This is a genomic window from Paracoccus sp. (in: a-proteobacteria) (assembly GCF_030538655.1).
Taxonomy (GTDB): Bacteria; Pseudomonadota; Alphaproteobacteria; order Rhodobacterales; family Rhodobacteraceae; genus Paracoccus.
In genome coordinates, this window is the sequence record NZ_JAUNTO010000024.1 from 1 (window position 1) to 14,848 (window position 14,848).

Sequence of the window (14,848 nt, forward strand, 5' to 3'; positions counted from 1 at the left end):
GCCTATTCCGCGCGCAACCGCTCGGGCTGCGTGCGTATTCCGTGGACCGAAAGCCCCAAGGCGAAACGGGTCGAGGCACGCTTTCCCGATCCCGCCGCGAACCCCTATCTGGCCTTTGCCGCACTGCTGATGGCCGGTATCGACGGCATCAAGAACAAGATCGACCCCGGCCCCGCGTCGGACAAGGATCTGTATGACCTGCCGCCCGAAGAACTGGCCGAAATCCCCACCGTCTGCGGTTCCTTGCGCGAGGCGCTGGAAGAACTGGAAAAGGACATGGACTTCCTGCTGGCGGGCGACGTGTTCACCCGCGACCAGCTTGAGGGTTACATCGCGCTGAAGTGGGAAGAGGTTTACGCCTATGAACACACCCCGCATCCGGTTGAATACCTGATGTATTACAGCTGCTAAGGCAGGCAAGACCCAGGACATCTGACAGGCGCCCGCAAAGGGCGCCTGTTTTTCAGGCGATCAGAGCCTGCCCCAAACCGAAAATAAGGGCAAACAGGCGGCTGCCGTGCAGTCACCCAGAATCGCCTGACGCACAAGGCACCCAGTGCCGCGCCCGATATGGACGGCCCCTATCCATCGCAGGAAATTGCCATTCTGCCGCCGCTGGCACGGCGATACACAAACAAGGCCGTGCAGATACCGCGCGACCTGGCTGTATTTTTTAGAGGTAAGACCATCCGGGGCAGCTTCATCCAGGCGTCTGTGCGCGCCTGCCGCCTTGATTATCCCAGCCGATAGTTCGGCAAACTTGAAGATGCCGCACTGCGCGAAGCCTGATCCTTACGGTGGCAGGACACCGCCAGTATCAGTCGGCATTAGCAGATGTCGCGTGGGTTAGTGATTTCAGATGCGACGGATCACATCAGCCTAGAACCACGAAACCCACGCAAATCATTGATTACCCCAGCCGATAATTCGGCGACTCCCGCGTGATCTGAACATCATGCACATGGCTTTCCTTCAGGCCCGCGCCGGTGATACGGACGAATTCACAGCCGCCGCGCATCTCATCCACCGTAGCCTTGCCGGTATAGCCCATGGCCGCGCGCAGGCCGCCGACAAGCTGGTGAATCACCGCCGCCGCGCTGCCCTTGTAGGGCACCTGACCCTCGATCCCTTCGGGGACCAGCTTGTCGCTGGCGGCGTCTTTCTGGAAATAGCGGTCGGCGGAACCGCGCGCCATCGCGCCCAAAGATCCCATGCCGCGATAGGATTTGAACGACCGTCCTTGATACAGGATCACCTCACCGGGCGATTCATCGGTGCCTGCGATGGCGCTGCCGACCATGGCACAGCTTGCCCCCGCCGCGATGGCCTTGGCGAAATCGCCCGAGAATTTGATGCCGCCATCCGCAATGATCGGCGTGTCGCCCGCCGCCGCCGCCGCATCCATAATCGCGGTCAGCTGCGGCACGCCGACACCCGCGACGATGCGGGTGGTGCAGATCGACCCCGGCCCGATGCCGACCTTGACCGCATCGGCCCCGGCGCCGATCAAGGCGCGCGTCGCCTCGCCAGTGGCGACGTTGCCTGCCGCGACCTGCACATCGTTCGACAGCGATTTGATCCGTTCGACCGCGCGGGCGACGCCTTCGGAATGACCATGCGCCGTGTCGATCACCAGCAGGTCAACACCCGCTTCGATCAGCGCCTGCGAGCGTTCAAACCCCTCTTCACCAACGGTCGAGGCCGCAGCAACGCGCAGACGACCCAGTTCGTCCTTGCAGGCCAGCGGGTTGAGCACCGCTTTTTCCGTGTCTTTCAGCGTCAGCAGCCCGGTCAGCCGCCCCTGCCCGTCGGTCACAAGCAGCTTTTCGATGCGGCGGGCTTTCATCAGGTTGATCGCCTCGGCCCGGTCAGCGGGTTCGCGCAGCACCGCCAGATTGTCGCGGGTCATCATCACACTGACCGGCGTCTTGTCGTCGCTGGCAAAGCGCATGTCGCGGTTGGTCACAATGCCGACAACCTGCCCTTTGTCATCCACGACCGGAAAGCCGGTGACGTTGAACCGCTCCTGCAATGCCTTGGCATCAGCCAACGTCTGATCGGGGCGCAGCGTGATCGGGTCATAGACAATGCCGGATTCAAAACGCTTGACGCGGCGCACCTCGTCGGCCTGCTGTTGGGTGGTCAGGTTGCGGTGGATCACGCCCAGCCCGCCCGCCTGCGCCATCGCAATCGCCATACGACTTTCGGTGACGGTATCCATGGCGCTGGATAGCAGGGGGATGTTCAGCGCGATACGGCGGGTGACACGCGTGGTCACATCCGCCGTCGAGGGCATCACCGTCGAGGCGGCAGGCACCAAAAGAACATCGTCAAAGGTCAGGGCCTCGCGAATCTGCATGGGACGCTCCGTGCTTGGGTTCGTTTGGCAGTTTCCCCTTTCACGCGGGACGGGAATTGTCCAGCCCCCGCCGATGAGGTCAGGCGATGGCGGCGTTGGTTTTGACCGCCAGCCGACCGCGCGCCCAATCCCACAGGATCAGGAACAGGATCGGCGGAATCGCCAATGTCGCCGCCACCAGCAGCACCCCGGCCACAATCCGCGCGCCCGGCAATCCGCCCTGTGCCAGCGTCAGCCACGCTGCCGCGCTGGCCGATAGCGGAAAGGTCAGCGCCCCCCACATCGGCGAAAAGCCTGACGCCAGCAGCCAGCGCGCCGACATCACCAGTGCCAGCAAAAGCAGCAGCCCGGCCATCGCCGACACGACTGCAATCTTGTCATGGTCCAGCCCCGCCGCGACCATCGCGATCAGCGCAAACGGTGCAACATGGATCGCCAGCAGCGGCCGCAGCGGCGCAGGTGGTGCGGCCAAGGCAAACTGCCGGGCGCTGATTGCCCAGATCGCCACCGCCGCCAGCATTGAGGGCCACAACAGCCCCGCAGCCACCCCCGGCCAGCCCACCGCAAGCGCGGCCTTGGCCGCGACCAGAAACCCGGCCCAGCTCAGGTGCCACACCGGCGAAACCCGCCGCTGTTCGGCGGGGCCATGTCGCAGCACGAACAGCAGAACCACCAGCGTCGCCACATGCAGTGCCATGGCCAGCAACAACAGACCGGGCGACAGCCCCGGCGCATAAAGTGCCAGCACACCGGCCAGCAGGTATAAGCACAGAACCCCTGCCGCCACCCCAGCGCGACCGGGCAGGATTTTCAGTTCATCGGCCAACACCGACGGCCGCCAGCCCAGCTTGACGGCATAGGTCAGCACCGCGAACAATGTCAGCAGGCTGAGCACGCCTGCCGCCGCCTCGATCAGCCCGGTGTTCAGCGCGAAAATTGTCGCGGCATCACGCCATGCCAGCACCAGCCCCAAGGCCCCCAGCAGCGGCACGAAAATCAGCGGTGGCACCCGACGCCAAAGACCGGGCGGAACAGTTTTCGGCATGGCAAAGCGCATGGTCGTCATCCTTTGGGAGTAACATTCAAAACTGAACGATTAGTTAAGATGTGTCAGGGCGTTGCGCCAACGACACGATGCCGCGGCTGAACCGCACCAAACGCAGCGTCATAAACGGGCGATAATTGATTCGCAGCATTATCGGGTTAGGCTGACGACAATGCAAAAAACGAATCCGTCTGGGAGGAACGAAAATGAAATCTGCGTTGAGGGGCTTTGCGGCACTTATGCTGTCCGCCGCGCCAGTCATGGCGGGCGGGCTTGAGCGTGCGCCACAGTCCATCGCCATCCTGTTCGAAGAAGGCAACTATGCCGAACTGGGCTTTGGCCGCGCCAAACCCAGCATATCAGGGCAGGATACAGCACTGTTCGGTGGCAGCAGCTTTGGCAATGTCAGCGACGCCTACAATTTCTTCTCGCTGGGCTATAAGCATCAGTTTTCGCCCAATCTGTCGGTGGCATTCATCGTCGAACAGCCATTTGGCGCCGACATCCGGTATCCGGCTGCTTCTATTGCCCTTGGCGGAACAGCCGTAACGGTGGATTCGACCACTTACACCGCACTGCTGCGCTATAAATTCGACAACAATTTCGGCGTTCACGGCGGTCTGCGGGGCAGCACGGCAGATGGCAATGTCACGTTGTCTGGCATGGCCTATTCGTCGCTGAACGGCTATAATGTCACGCTCGACAGTGATACGGGCTGGGGCTATGCCATCGGGGCAAGCTGGGAAAAGCCTGAAATCGCCGCTCGTGTCTCGCTGACCTATAATTCGCCAGTCTCACACGATTTCCGCACGGTAGAAACGATTAACGGCAACCCGATTAACCCTGCGGGTTCGTCCAATACCGAAATCGACACACCGAAATCGTGGAACCTTGAATTCCAGACCGGCGTCGCCCCCGACACACTGGTGTTCGGCTCGGTTCGCTGGGTAGAATGGTCGGCCTTCCGTGTTGAGCCGGCGATTTTTGCCAACATCCCCAGCCCGACGACCGGACAGCCCCTGGGCAGCCTGGTCGAGCTTGAGGATTCGACGACCTACACCTTGGGCGTGGCGCGCAAGTTCACCGAAAACTGGTCGGGCGCGGCATCGTTCAGCTGGGAAAAGTCGGGCAACGATCTGGTATCTCCGCTGGCGCCGACGAACGGACGTCGTGGCATCACGCTGGCCGGTATCTACACTCAGGATAACTTCAAGGTTACGGCGGGGATCAACTATACCAAGCTGGGCGACTCGACCCCGGCAACGGCTGGCACCGCGCGTGCTGAGATGACCGACAATGATTTCGTCGGCGTCGGCATCAAGATCGGCTACAGCTTCTGAACGAGGTGGGGCGCCGCGAACCCTTCGTTCACTGACAATCCCCAAGGCCCCGCATAATTGCGGGGCCTTTATGGTTCCGCACCGTCTGGTTCAAGATTGGCAGGCTTTCACGGGCGATCCGGCTTTATCACGCTCGGTCGCAGACCAACGCAAACTGCATGTCCCCCCTTTCGCGTGCTTGCCTGATCGCACTGCACGCTTTCCCACAGTCAGGGTTTGACGGCACGGCGGCCCGGTGGTCAGCCGCTGTTTTGCCCTCAATACGCTGAACCGCCGCCATCTGCATGGCCCGCCCGCGACACCGCCCTGCCCCTTCCCCCCGGTCGCGCGCTGCACTAGATTTCCCGCGCGGCGGCGAATGGGGCACGGCATGATTTATGGCAGCGGGCAAGACTGGCGGGATGCCCAGAACAAAAGGGTGGCGCTGTTCGGCATGTCGGGCCTTGGCAAGACCTATCTGTCGGCCATGCTGCGCGACACCGGCGACTGGTTTCACTACTCGGTCGATTACCGGATCGGCACCCGCTATATGGGCGAACTGATCGCCGACAACTTCAAGCGCGAGGCAATGAAAGTGCCGTTCCTGCGCGAGCTGCTGTTGTCGGATTCGGTCTATATCGGCAGCAACATCACCTTCGACAATCTGGCGCCGCTGTCCACCTATCTGGGCAAGCCCGGCAGCCCGACGCGCGGCGGCCTGCCGTTCGACGAATACTGCCTGCGCCAGCGGCAGCATCGCACGGCGGAAATCGCCAGTCTGCTGGACACCGGCCATTTCATCAGCCGCGCGCAGGACATTTACCGCATCCCGCATTTCGTCTGCGACACCGGCGGGTCGATCTGCGAAGTGGTGGATCCCGACAATCCCGACGATCCGGTTCTGTCGGTGCTGGAATCGGAACTGCTGCTGGTCTGGATCAAAGGATCAGACGCGCATACCGCCGAATTGGTGCGCCGTTTCGACCGCGCGCCCAAGCCGATGTATTACCAGCCCGAGTTTCTGGAAAAGGCCTGGGTCGCCTATCGGGTTGAAAATGGCCTGACCGAAGACCAGGTTAACCCCGATGATTTCATCCGCTGGACCTATTGGCGCGCTTTGGCGCATCGTCAGCCGCGCTATGCCGCCATGGCCCGCCGCGGCGTCACCGTGCTGGCCGAGGAGGTCGCCGAAACGCGCAATCTGGCCGATTTCATTGACCTGATCGCCCGCGCCATCGACCGCAAGAAAGACTGATCCGATGCCTATTACGCTGCCTTCTGACCTGCCGGCCTTTGACATTCTGTCGCGTGAGGGCGTGATGGTGATGACGCCGGGGCGCGCGGCCACGCAGGACATCCGCCCGATCCGCATCGGCCTGCTGAATCTGATGCCGAAAAAGATCCAGACGGAAAACCAGTTTGCCCGGCTGGTGGGGGCGACGCCCTTGCAGATCGACTTTCAGTTGATCCGCATGTCCGATCACGAAAGCCGCAACACTGCCGCCGACCACATGGCCAGCTTTTACCGCACCTTCCGCGAGGTCGAGACCTCGGGCGAAAAGTTCGACGGGCTTATCATTACCGGCGCGCCGGTCGAAAAGCTGCCCTTCGAACAGGTCACATATTGGGACGAGCTGACCCGCGTTTTCGACTGGACGCAAAGCCATGTGCATTCGACCATGGGTGTCTGCTGGGGCGGCATGGCGATGGCATGGCATTTTCACGGCCTGCCCAAGCATCCGCTGCCGCACAAGGCGTTCGGCTGTTTTCGGCATCACAACCTGGCCTCGGCCAGCCCCTATCTGCGCGGTTTTTCCGATGATGTGCTGGTGCCGGTCAGCCGCTGGACCGAGGTGCGCCAGCCCGATGTCGATGCGGCACCGGGCCTGACCACCCTGCTGGGCAGCGAAGAAACCGGCCCCTGTCTGGTGCAGGATACGGACCACCGGGCACTGTATGTGTTCAATCATCTGGAATATGATTCCACCACGCTGAAAGAGGAATACGACCGCGATGTGGCGGTGGGCAAACCGATCAACGTGCCGCTGAATTATTACCCTGACGACGATCCGTCGCAGATACCCTCGAACCGCTGGCGCAGCCATGCGCATCTGCTTTACGGCAACTGGATCAACGAAATTTATCAGACCACATGGTTCGACATGAACCGGATCGGGGAACCGCAGCCATGATCGAACAGACCATCCCTTATGTCGGCGACATCACGGCCTTTCTGGAAAAAGCGGCGCCCAAGGACATCCGCAAGGCCATCGAAAGCGCGGGCAAGCACGACATTCTGGACCCCGGCTATCCCTACGATCAAGAGATGGACAAGGATAACTACAAACGGCGCATGGACCAGTTGCAGTTGCAACTGGTGCGGATGCTGTTTGACATCAACCACACGGGCAAGCGGCTGGTCGTGGTGTTCGAGGGGCGCGACGCCGCCGGTAAAGGCGGCACGATCGAGGTGATGCGCGGCAATCTGAACCCGCGCAGCGCCTATATTGTCGCCCTGCCCAAACCGACCGAGCGCGAGGCAGGCCAGTGGTATTTTCAGCGCTACGTCGATTGGCTGCCCGCTGCGGGGGAAATGGCGCTGTTTGACCGCAGTTGGTATAATCGCGGCGTTGTGGAGCGGGTGTTCGGTTTTTCCAACGTGCAGCAGCGTGACGCTTTTTTCCGGCAGTTGCCCGCCTTTGAGCAATCACTGGTCGATGATGGCATCGTGCTGGTCAAGTTGTGGCTGAACGTGGGCCGCGCCGAACAATTGCGCCGCTTTCTGGATCGCGAAAACGACCCGTTGAAACAGTGGAAGCTGTCAGGCATCGACGTAAACGGGCTGGGGCTGTGGGATGACTACACGGCCGCGATTCAGGATACACTGTCGCGCAGCCATTCGCCGCTGGCACCCTGGAGCGTGATCCGCTCTGACGACAAACGCCGCGCCCGGATCGCCGCCATCCAGACGGTGCTGCACGCGGTCGATTTCGCCGGCAAAGACGAACAGATCATCGGCATCCCCGACCCCGCGATCTGTGGCGGGCCAGAGATCATTGGCGCATGATCTGCGCGGCGATTTTATGGGTGGCCCTGGCTTTGCCCCTGGCCGCGCAGGATCTGCCCGACTGGCAGCACACCAGCATCAATGATTTCGCGGGCGTGCTGACGAACGAGGATACGCAGATTCTGGATCAGGCGCTGATCGCGCTGCATGACGACACCGGCGTTCAGGGCACCGTCGTCACGCTGACCGACCGCGCCCGTTACGGCGGCACTGACGGGCTGGAGCCGTTCGCGACCCGGCTGTTCAATCACTGGGGCGTCGGCGATGCAGACCGCAATGACGGCTTTATGGTGCTGGTTCTGACAGGCGACCGAGAGGTGCGGATCGAACTGGGCGCGGGCTATCCGGCAGCGGCAAATCGCGTGGCCGGGCAGATCATCGACAACACCATCCTGCCCGATTTCCGCGCCGGAAACATGTCGCGCGGCCTGCGCGAAGGCACGCTGGACGTGATCCAGCAGATCGCGCGGCCCCATGCGGCGGGCGAGGAACCGGCATCGTCGCGCAACGGGCTGAACTGGCTGATCCTGGCAGGGGTGTTTGCGTTCTTTGGCTTTGTCATTGTGCAGATCGGGCGCGGGCTGATCGGCAATCTGCTGCGTGCCCGGCAGCCCTGCCCGCAATGCGGCGGGGCTGGATTGATACAGGAAAGCGAAACGGTGGGCGACAGCCTGCCCGGCGGGGCACCGACGACTCGGCGGGTCATCTGGCGGCGCTGCACCCGCTGCGGCTGGACCGGCCCGCGAGAGACGCGTAGCGCGCCGGTATCGTCGCCCAGCCCACGGCGCAACCGCGGCGGCGGCTTTGGCGGCGGGCGATCATCGGGCGGCGGCGCTTCGGGGCGCTGGTAATTTTCAAGGGAGAGAGACATGGAACTGAGCAAGACACGCGCCATCATCACCGGCGGCGCATCCGGGCTGGGCGCGGCAACGGCGGAATATTTCCGCAAGATGGGCGCGCAGGTCATGGTGCTGGACCGCGACGCCAAGGGCGCGGTCTTTGCCGACAGCATCGGCGCGGGCTTTGCCGAAACCGATGTTACCGACGAAGCCAGCGTGCAGGCCGCGATCAAGGCCGCGACCGAGCAGATGGGCGGCATCAACGCTTGCGTGAACTGCGCGGGCATCGTGATTGGCGAAAAGACCGTGGGCCGCGACGGCGCCCACAAGCTGGACAGCTTTCGCCGCGTGATCGAGGTGAACCTGATCGGCACCTTTAACGTGCTGCGCCTGGCGGCCGAGGCAATGTCGGCAAACGATGGTCCCGAACGCGGCGTCATCGTGAACACCGCCAGCATCGCCGCTTTTGACGGTCAGGCGGGCCAGGCCGCCTATGCCGCGTCCAAGGCCGCCATCGCCGGGATGAGCCTGCCAGTCGCCCGCGATCTGTCGCGCAATGGCATTCGCATCTGCGCCATCGCGCCGGGCACCTTTGGCACGCCGATGCTGCGCAGTCTGCCACAGGACGTGCAGGATTCGCTGGCCGCCGAAGTGACATTTCCCAAACGTCTGGGCGAGCCGGAAGAATTCGCCCGGCTGGCAGCCTTTATCGTGGAATCCGGTTACATGAACGGCGAAACCGTGCGGCTGGACGGCGCGCTGCGGATGCGCTGACAGGTCGGCGGATGCCGTGTATCACCCTTGCGCGGCACCCGGCCCACCATTAGCGTCAGGTTCAAAGAATACACGGAGGTTCCATGAAACTGCGCCATCTTTGCCTGACATCCGCCTTTGCCGCGCTGACCGCGCCCGCCTTTGCCGCTGATCCCGAACTGACGGTCTTTGACTGGGCCGGGTTCGAAGAACCGGAAATCTATCAGGGCTATATCGACAAGCACGGCACCGGCCCGACCTTCGCCTTTTACGGCAATGACGACGAGGCGTTTCAGAAACTGGCCTCGGGCTTTCGTGCCGATGTGGCGCATCCGTGCAGCCAGATGGTGTCGAAATATCGCGACGCCGGCCTGATCGAGCCGTGGGACGTGTCGCGCATCCCCGAGTTCGAAAATATCGACCCGCGCTTTCTGGAATCAGAGGTTATCAGGGATGATGAAGGCGTGTGGTATATCCCCGGCGACTGGGGCGTGACCGCCATTGCCTATTCGAACGAAAAAGTCCCGGCAGAAGATGTCTCTTCGCTTCAGGTGTTCGTGAACCCGGCCTATCAGGGCCGCACCTCGCTGCCCGATTCGTCGGATGATGTCTGGGCACTGGCCTATCTGGCCACCGGCACCACCGATTGGGACGATGTGACCGACGAGGAATTCACCAAGGCCGCCGACTGGCTGCGTCAGGCCCACCAGAATGTCGCCGCCTATTGGACCGATCCGGCGCAGATGACGCAGATCATGGCATCGGGCGCGGCGGATGTGGCGTGGTCGTGGAATGACGGCGTGGTTTATCTGCGCGACGATAACTATGACGTGGGTTTCCAGCGCGAGGCGACCGAGGGCAGTTCGACCTTTTATTGCGGCTGGGTGAACCTGAAAAACGCGCCGGGCAGCGAGGATAAGGCATATGATTTCATCAACGCCTGGATCGCGCCCGAGGCCGCGCGCGGCCTATATGACAAGATCGGCTACGGTTCCACCAACAATCGCGGCATGGAAACGCTGACAGCCGAGGAACTGGAACACGCGGGCCTGTCCCCCATCGACGCGCCGATTCTGGCGCAGACCCCGAACGACCCGGCACAACGTCAGCGGCAACTGGCCGAATTCGAACGGATCAAGGCAGGGTTCTGACATGATAAAGGGCGCCCCCAAAGGCGCCCTTTATCGTCTGGTCGGGACGCTTAGCGGCTTTCGCCCGTCACCGGGTCCAGCCGCAGTTCCACCCTGGCCCCAGCCGTGGTGCGGTATTCGATTTCCCAATAGCCGTTATCGTCCCAGTCAACTTCTTTAATATAAGCCAGTTCGGCACCGGCCTGATTTTCGACCGCGGCCACCACCTCGGACAGCTTCATCGAGCCGACAGGCGGGGCCGTATCGGCCAAAGCGATACCGGCGAACAGGGTTGCCGGAACGGCGGCTGCGGCAAAGATTTTCACAAGAGACATTGTTCATCCTTTCAATCCAAAGACCCGCCGTTAACGTATCACTTCGCAAAATGTTCCATCCGACCCACCTCTTGCGCGAAACCCTGCCGCGCCCTATGTTGAACCTGTCCGGGGCAACCCGGACTATGGACATAAACGCGCAGGTAATAAGCGGATCGGACCCGGGGGCGGTACCCGGCGGCTCCACCAGATCACCCTCGTTGGGGGAACATGGGGCCGAAACAGGATCGACGAACGTCTAAAGCTGTTTGCTTTGTCTCGGTGAGCTACCACCGTTATCGGTGCAAAATGTACAGTTGCCAACGACAACCGTGCTCCGGTCGCTCTGGCTGCGTAAGCAGCTCGAAAGACCGAAACTTAAGTCCTTACGCCTAGCAGCCTAAGGCGGGGTCCGCAGGAACCTGGCAACAGAATCCTGCACTTTCTTCCCCATTTGTGCCACGGCCCAATCTGTTTACGTAACGTTCCGCGCCCATAATGTATGCACATATCCAGCTGTAATCCGCCCCTTTTCAATCGCGGCCACATCCCTATGCTGGCGCAAGGATTTTGAACCGGGGGAACGAAATGACGCGCGGAATCGATTATGGCAGCATGATGCATCGGGCGATGCAGGGCCTGATCGCAGATGTGCTGCGGGGCGTCGCGCAGAACGGCCTGCCGGGGGAACACCACTTCTTTATCACCTTCGACACCCGCGACGAAGGCGTGCAGATCGCCGACTGGCTGCATGAGCGTTACCCCGACGAAATGACCATCGTTATCCAGCACTGGTTTGAAAACCTCAGCGTCGATGACGAAGGCTTTACCGTCACGCTGAACTTTGGCAACTCGCCCGAGCCGCTGCGCATTCCCTTTGATGCCGTGCGGACCTTTGTTGATCCTTCGGTCGAATTTGGTCTGCGCTTTGAAACGCAAGACCATGACGACGACAGCGACGAGGGTGAACCCGAAGCCCTGATCGCCCCCCCTGATGACGCGCCTAAAGGCGGCGGTGAGGTTGTCAGTCTGGACAAGTGGCGGAAATAACCCGTCACACCCCTGTCACCCGGCTACGATAGCCCTGATGCAACTTTGTTGCAAAAGGATCATCCATGTCGGACCTCGGCCTGTTTCTGACCCAGTTCATCCGCCGCCCTTCGGAAATTCGCGCCGTTGTGCCCACGGGACGCGCCGCCGCACGGGAAATGGCGCGGGTCATCAGCCCCGACATGCCCGCCGTGGCCGAAATCGGCGCGGGCACCGGCACCATCACGCGGGCGATCCTGAACCGCGGCCTGCCCCCCGCCGCGCTGGAACTGTATGAGCTGAACGCAGCATTTTGCGACCGCCTGCGACAATTGTTCCCCGGCACCCGCGTGCATAACCTGCCCGCGCAGGAAATGGTGAACGTGGGGCGACGCGACCTGGATGCAGTGATTTCCGGCGTGCCGGTGCTGGCCCTGCCCGACGACATCCAGACCGCCATTGTCGGTGCCGCACTGACCATGATGCGCCCAGGTGCACCGTTCGTGCAGATCACCTATGGCCCGAACCCGCCGCTGTCAGAAACCGTGCGCAACCGTTTTGGGCTGCGCCACGACAAAAGCCCGCGCATCTGGGCGAACCTGCCCCCGGCTCAGGTCTATGTGTTCCGACAGAAAGGAGCTACTTAGCATACCATCGCATACTGATTGCGAATCTGCCCCCTGACGGCTAAAACCCGGCGAAACCGCAAGGGAGCGATGTCATGACCAAGACCACCCGGACCGAAACCGACAGCTTTGGCCCGCTTGAGGTGCCCGGCGACAAATACTGGGGCGCGCAGACGCAGCGTTCGATCCAGAACTTCCCCATCGGCTGGGAACGTCAGCCGGTCGCCATCGTCCGCGCCCTTGGCGTCATCAAACAGGCCGCCGCGCAGGTGAACATGGCCACGGGCAAGCTGGACCCGGCCATCGGCAAGGCCATGGTGCAGGCCGCGTCCGAGGTGGTCGAAGGCAAATTCGACGACAACTTCCCGCTGGTCGTCTGGCAGACGGGTTCGGGCACACAGTCGAACATGAACGCGAACGAAGTTATCAGCAACCGCGCGATCGAGATTCTGGGCGGCGAGATGGGCAGCAAAAAGCCCGTCCACCCCAACGATCACTGCAACATGGGCCAATCGTCCAACGACACCTTCCCGACCGCGATGCACGTGGCCATCGGCATGGTCGCCCGCGACGTGCTGATCCCCGGCCTTGAAAAGCTGCACACCGCGCTGGCCGCCAAGGCCGAGGAGTTCAAGGACATCATCAAGATCGGCCGCACCCACACACAGGATGCCACACCCCTGACGCTGGGTCAGGAATTCGGCGGCTATGCCCATCAGGTGAAAATGGGGATCGAGCGGGTCAAGATGTGCCTGCCGCAGATCTATGAACTGGCGCAGGGCGGCACCGCCGTCGGCACCGGGCTGAACACCCAAAAAGGCTGGGATACTGCGATTGCGGCGGAAATCGCCAAGATCACCGACCTGCCTTTCGTGACCGCCCCCAACAAGTTCGAGGCGCTGGCCGCCCATGACGCGATGGTGTTCTTTTCGGGCGCGCTGAAAACTGTCGCCGCCAGCCTGTTCAAGATCGCCAATGACATGCGCCTGTTGGGGTCCGGCCCGCGTTCTGGTCTGGGCGAGTTGATCCTGCCGGAAAACGAACCCGGCTCCTCGATCATGCCGGGCAAGGTGAACCCCACCCAGGCCGAGGCGCTGACCATGGTTTGCGCGCATGTGATGGGCAATGACGCCGCAGTTGGCTTTGCCGGGTCGCAGGGGCATTTTGAACTGAACGTCTATAACCCGATGATGTCCTATAACGTCATCCAATCCATGCAACTGCTGGGCGATGCAGCCGGGTCGTTCACCGATAACATGGTCGTCGGCACGCAGGCCAATGTCGAACGCATCGACCGGCTGATGAAGGAATCGCTGATGCTGGTGACCGCACTGGCCCCGACCATCGGCTATGACAATGCTACCAAGGTCGCCAAGACCGCGCATAAAAACGGCACCACCCTGCGCGAAGAAGCCGTTGGTCTGGGCTTTGTCACCGAAGAGGAGTTCGACCGCATCGTGCGTCCGGAACTGATGGTCGGTCCCGAAGATTGATCCGCTCGGGCGCGGCACTGGCCGCGCCCTTTTTTCGGCAAACGCAGTTATAAGACTGTTCCTCAGCCTGTGTGGCGGCACTTGCAGCTTGCGTGCTCTCACCGGCCATCATGGTTAATGCGCGCACGCTTTTGTTGCCTCATCCGGTGCAGCGGTGCCAGATCGAAACTGCGCAGTGACAGCCAGACCACGCTGCCCCCGACAAACCGTATCGCCTGCCACGTTTCGCAACGATGAAAATCCGATGGGCAGTCAAGTATATCACGCCATCGGCTGTTTCAGGCGCTGCGCTGTGTTATACTCGCGCGCAGGAATGTCCTTGCATCTTTTGACGTATCACGCTGCCCCCGGTGAATGTATGAGCAATGTCATCAATCTGCGGCAGGCCCGCAAATCACGCGCACGAACCGACGCACGCCGCACGGGCGATGCCAATGCGGCAAAATTCGGCCGCAGCAAGGCTGAAATCGCCACTGAAAAGGCCAATCAGGAACGCGCAGCCAAGGCACTGGACGGGCACCAGATCGACGAAGGCGATCCGACCTAGCCCAGCCAGCCCGCCGCGGGTTCGCCGGGACCGAAATCAAAGATCAGTTCGTCACACCCAGTCAGCATCTCGGCCTGTGGCGCGGCATGGGTTTTGTCTTGCCGGTTCATATCATCGGCGACAACGAACGCATTATCTGTCTCACAGTGGAATTCACACCACTCTGGGTAGAAAAAATCTGCCGTAGCGTCATCTGATGCCGCTTTGGGGCTGGCCCATTTTTCCACAATGTTGTTCAATATTCTCATATCGCTAGCCTGATTGTCCTGTTGATAGCCCGGTTCTGGGCCGGCGAATGAAGCTGACTTGAGGTATCGCATGAAACGC

14 protein-coding genes, 1 other RNA gene and 1 pseudogene are annotated in these 14,848 nt (G+C 61.6%); 13 read left to right on the plus strand and 3 right to left on the minus strand.

The features are described from left to right. Positions 1-411 (plus strand): annotated as a pseudogene (gene glnA / locus Q4G22_RS13405) (glutamine synthetase); the annotation flags it as partial. A 499-nt stretch (positions 412-910) separates the two neighbouring features. On the opposite strand, the gene guaB reads toward glnA, so the two are convergent. After that, positions 911-2,359: an IMP dehydrogenase gene (guaB, locus tag Q4G22_RS13410; protein ID WP_303386400.1), complete on the minus strand. Its 1,449-nt coding sequence runs from the start codon at positions 2,357-2,359 to the stop codon at positions 911-913. Between the two features lie 79 nt (positions 2,360-2,438). Next, positions 2,439-3,416, minus strand: a complete 978-nt coding sequence (locus tag Q4G22_RS13415; protein WP_303386401.1) for a tellurium resistance protein — start codon at positions 3,414-3,416, stop codon at positions 2,439-2,441. A gap of 194 nt (positions 3,417-3,610) precedes the next feature. Here Q4G22_RS13415 and Q4G22_RS13420 point away from each other — a divergent pair, with 194 nt between their 5' ends. The 7 genes from Q4G22_RS13420 to Q4G22_RS13450 all read left to right on the plus strand — a co-directional run bounded on the left by Q4G22_RS13420 (position 3,611) and on the right by Q4G22_RS13450 (position 10,533). Continuing rightward, positions 3,611-4,744, plus strand: coding sequence for an OmpP1/FadL family transporter (locus Q4G22_RS13420; RefSeq protein ID WP_303386402.1), 1,134 nt, complete (start codon positions 3,611-3,613; stop codon positions 4,742-4,744). A gap of 370 nt (positions 4,745-5,114) precedes the next feature. Continuing rightward, on the plus strand, positions 5,115-5,978 hold the full coding sequence (locus Q4G22_RS13425; RefSeq protein WP_303386403.1) for an ATPase: 864 nt from the start codon (positions 5,115-5,117) through the stop codon (positions 5,976-5,978). A 4-nt stretch (positions 5,979-5,982) separates the two neighbouring features. Continuing rightward, a complete protein-coding gene (gene metA, locus Q4G22_RS13430; protein ID WP_303386404.1) occupies positions 5,983-6,915 on the plus strand; it encodes a homoserine O-succinyltransferase in 933 nt (310 codons plus the stop codon). Next, positions 6,912-7,790, plus strand: a complete 879-nt coding sequence (gene ppk2 / locus Q4G22_RS13435) for a polyphosphate kinase 2 (RefSeq protein WP_303386405.1) — start codon at positions 6,912-6,914, stop codon at positions 7,788-7,790. The genes metA and ppk2 overlap by 4 nt, the downstream gene beginning before the upstream one ends. Positions 7,791-7,810: 20 nt before the next feature. Then, positions 7,811-8,641, plus strand: a complete 831-nt coding sequence (locus Q4G22_RS13440) for a YgcG family protein (protein ID WP_303386406.1) — start codon at positions 7,811-7,813, stop codon at positions 8,639-8,641. Between the two features lie 18 nt (positions 8,642-8,659). Beyond that, entirely contained in the window at positions 8,660-9,403 is a 744-nt protein-coding gene (locus tag Q4G22_RS13445) for an SDR family NAD(P)-dependent oxidoreductase (protein WP_303386407.1), read from the plus strand. An 83-nt stretch (positions 9,404-9,486) separates the two neighbouring features. Beyond that, on the plus strand, positions 9,487-10,533 hold the full coding sequence (locus Q4G22_RS13450; protein WP_303386408.1) for a PotD/PotF family extracellular solute-binding protein: 1,047 nt from the start codon (positions 9,487-9,489) through the stop codon (positions 10,531-10,533). Between the two features lie 50 nt (positions 10,534-10,583). On the opposite strand, the gene Q4G22_RS13455 is transcribed toward Q4G22_RS13450, so the two are convergent. Beyond that, a complete protein-coding gene (locus Q4G22_RS13455; protein WP_303386409.1) occupies positions 10,584-10,847 on the minus strand; it encodes a PepSY domain-containing protein in 264 nt (87 codons plus the stop codon). Positions 10,848-10,914: 67 nt separating this feature from the next. Here Q4G22_RS13455 and ssrA point away from each other — a divergent pair. From ssrA to Q4G22_RS13480, 5 genes are all read left to right on the plus strand, one after another. Beyond that, positions 10,915-11,269: a transfer-messenger RNA gene (gene ssrA / locus Q4G22_RS13460) on the plus strand. A gap of 145 nt (positions 11,270-11,414) precedes the next feature. After that, a complete protein-coding gene (locus tag Q4G22_RS13465) occupies positions 11,415-11,876 on the plus strand; it encodes an SspB family protein (protein ID WP_303386410.1) in 462 nt (153 codons plus the stop codon). Positions 11,877-11,941: 65 nt separating this feature from the next. Continuing rightward, positions 11,942-12,502 (plus strand): class I SAM-dependent methyltransferase, encoded by a 561-nt coding sequence (locus tag Q4G22_RS13470; RefSeq protein WP_303386411.1) that lies wholly within the window; start codon positions 11,942-11,944, stop codon positions 12,500-12,502. Positions 12,503-12,576: 74 nt separating this feature from the next. Further along, a complete protein-coding gene (gene fumC / locus Q4G22_RS13475) occupies positions 12,577-13,974 on the plus strand; it encodes a class II fumarate hydratase (protein ID WP_303386412.1) in 1,398 nt (465 codons plus the stop codon). A gap of 358 nt (positions 13,975-14,332) precedes the next feature. Further along, on the plus strand, positions 14,333-14,521 hold the full coding sequence (locus Q4G22_RS13480; protein WP_303386413.1) for a DUF4169 family protein: 189 nt from the start codon (positions 14,333-14,335) through the stop codon (positions 14,519-14,521). Positions 14,522-14,848: the final 327 nt, after the last annotated feature.

Excerpts from the sequence above, each read along its gene's own strand:
- Q4G22_RS13425 (WP_303386403.1), top strand. The coding sequence starts at position 5,115 with ATGATTTATGGCAGCGGGCAAGACTGGCGGGATGCCCAGAACAAAAGG.
- Q4G22_RS13470 (WP_303386411.1), top strand. The coding sequence starts at position 11,942 with ATGTCGGACCTCGGCCTGTTTCTGACCCAGTTCATCCGCCGCCCTTCG.
- Q4G22_RS13455 (WP_303386409.1), bottom strand. The coding sequence starts at position 10,847 with ATGTCTCTTGTGAAAATCTTTGCCGCAGCCGCCGTTCCGGCAACCCTG.
- Q4G22_RS13480 (WP_303386413.1), top strand. The coding sequence starts at position 14,333 with ATGAGCAATGTCATCAATCTGCGGCAGGCCCGCAAATCACGCGCACGA.
- Q4G22_RS13465 (WP_303386410.1), top strand. The coding sequence starts at position 11,415 with ATGACGCGCGGAATCGATTATGGCAGCATGATGCATCGGGCGATGCAG.
- fumC (WP_303386412.1), top strand. The coding sequence starts at position 12,577 with ATGACCAAGACCACCCGGACCGAAACCGACAGCTTTGGCCCGCTTGAG.
- ppk2 (WP_303386405.1), top strand. The coding sequence starts at position 6,912 with ATGATCGAACAGACCATCCCTTATGTCGGCGACATCACGGCCTTTCTG.
- Q4G22_RS13445 (WP_303386407.1), top strand. The coding sequence starts at position 8,660 with ATGGAACTGAGCAAGACACGCGCCATCATCACCGGCGGCGCATCCGGG.
- metA (WP_303386404.1), top strand. The coding sequence starts at position 5,983 with ATGCCTATTACGCTGCCTTCTGACCTGCCGGCCTTTGACATTCTGTCG.
- Q4G22_RS13450 (WP_303386408.1), top strand. The coding sequence starts at position 9,487 with ATGAAACTGCGCCATCTTTGCCTGACATCCGCCTTTGCCGCGCTGACC.
- Q4G22_RS13415 (WP_303386401.1), bottom strand. The coding sequence starts at position 3,416 with ATGCGCTTTGCCATGCCGAAAACTGTTCCGCCCGGTCTTTGGCGTCGG.
- Q4G22_RS13420 (WP_303386402.1), top strand. The coding sequence starts at position 3,611 with ATGAAATCTGCGTTGAGGGGCTTTGCGGCACTTATGCTGTCCGCCGCG.
- guaB (WP_303386400.1), bottom strand. The coding sequence starts at position 2,359 with ATGCAGATTCGCGAGGCCCTGACCTTTGACGATGTTCTTTTGGTGCCT.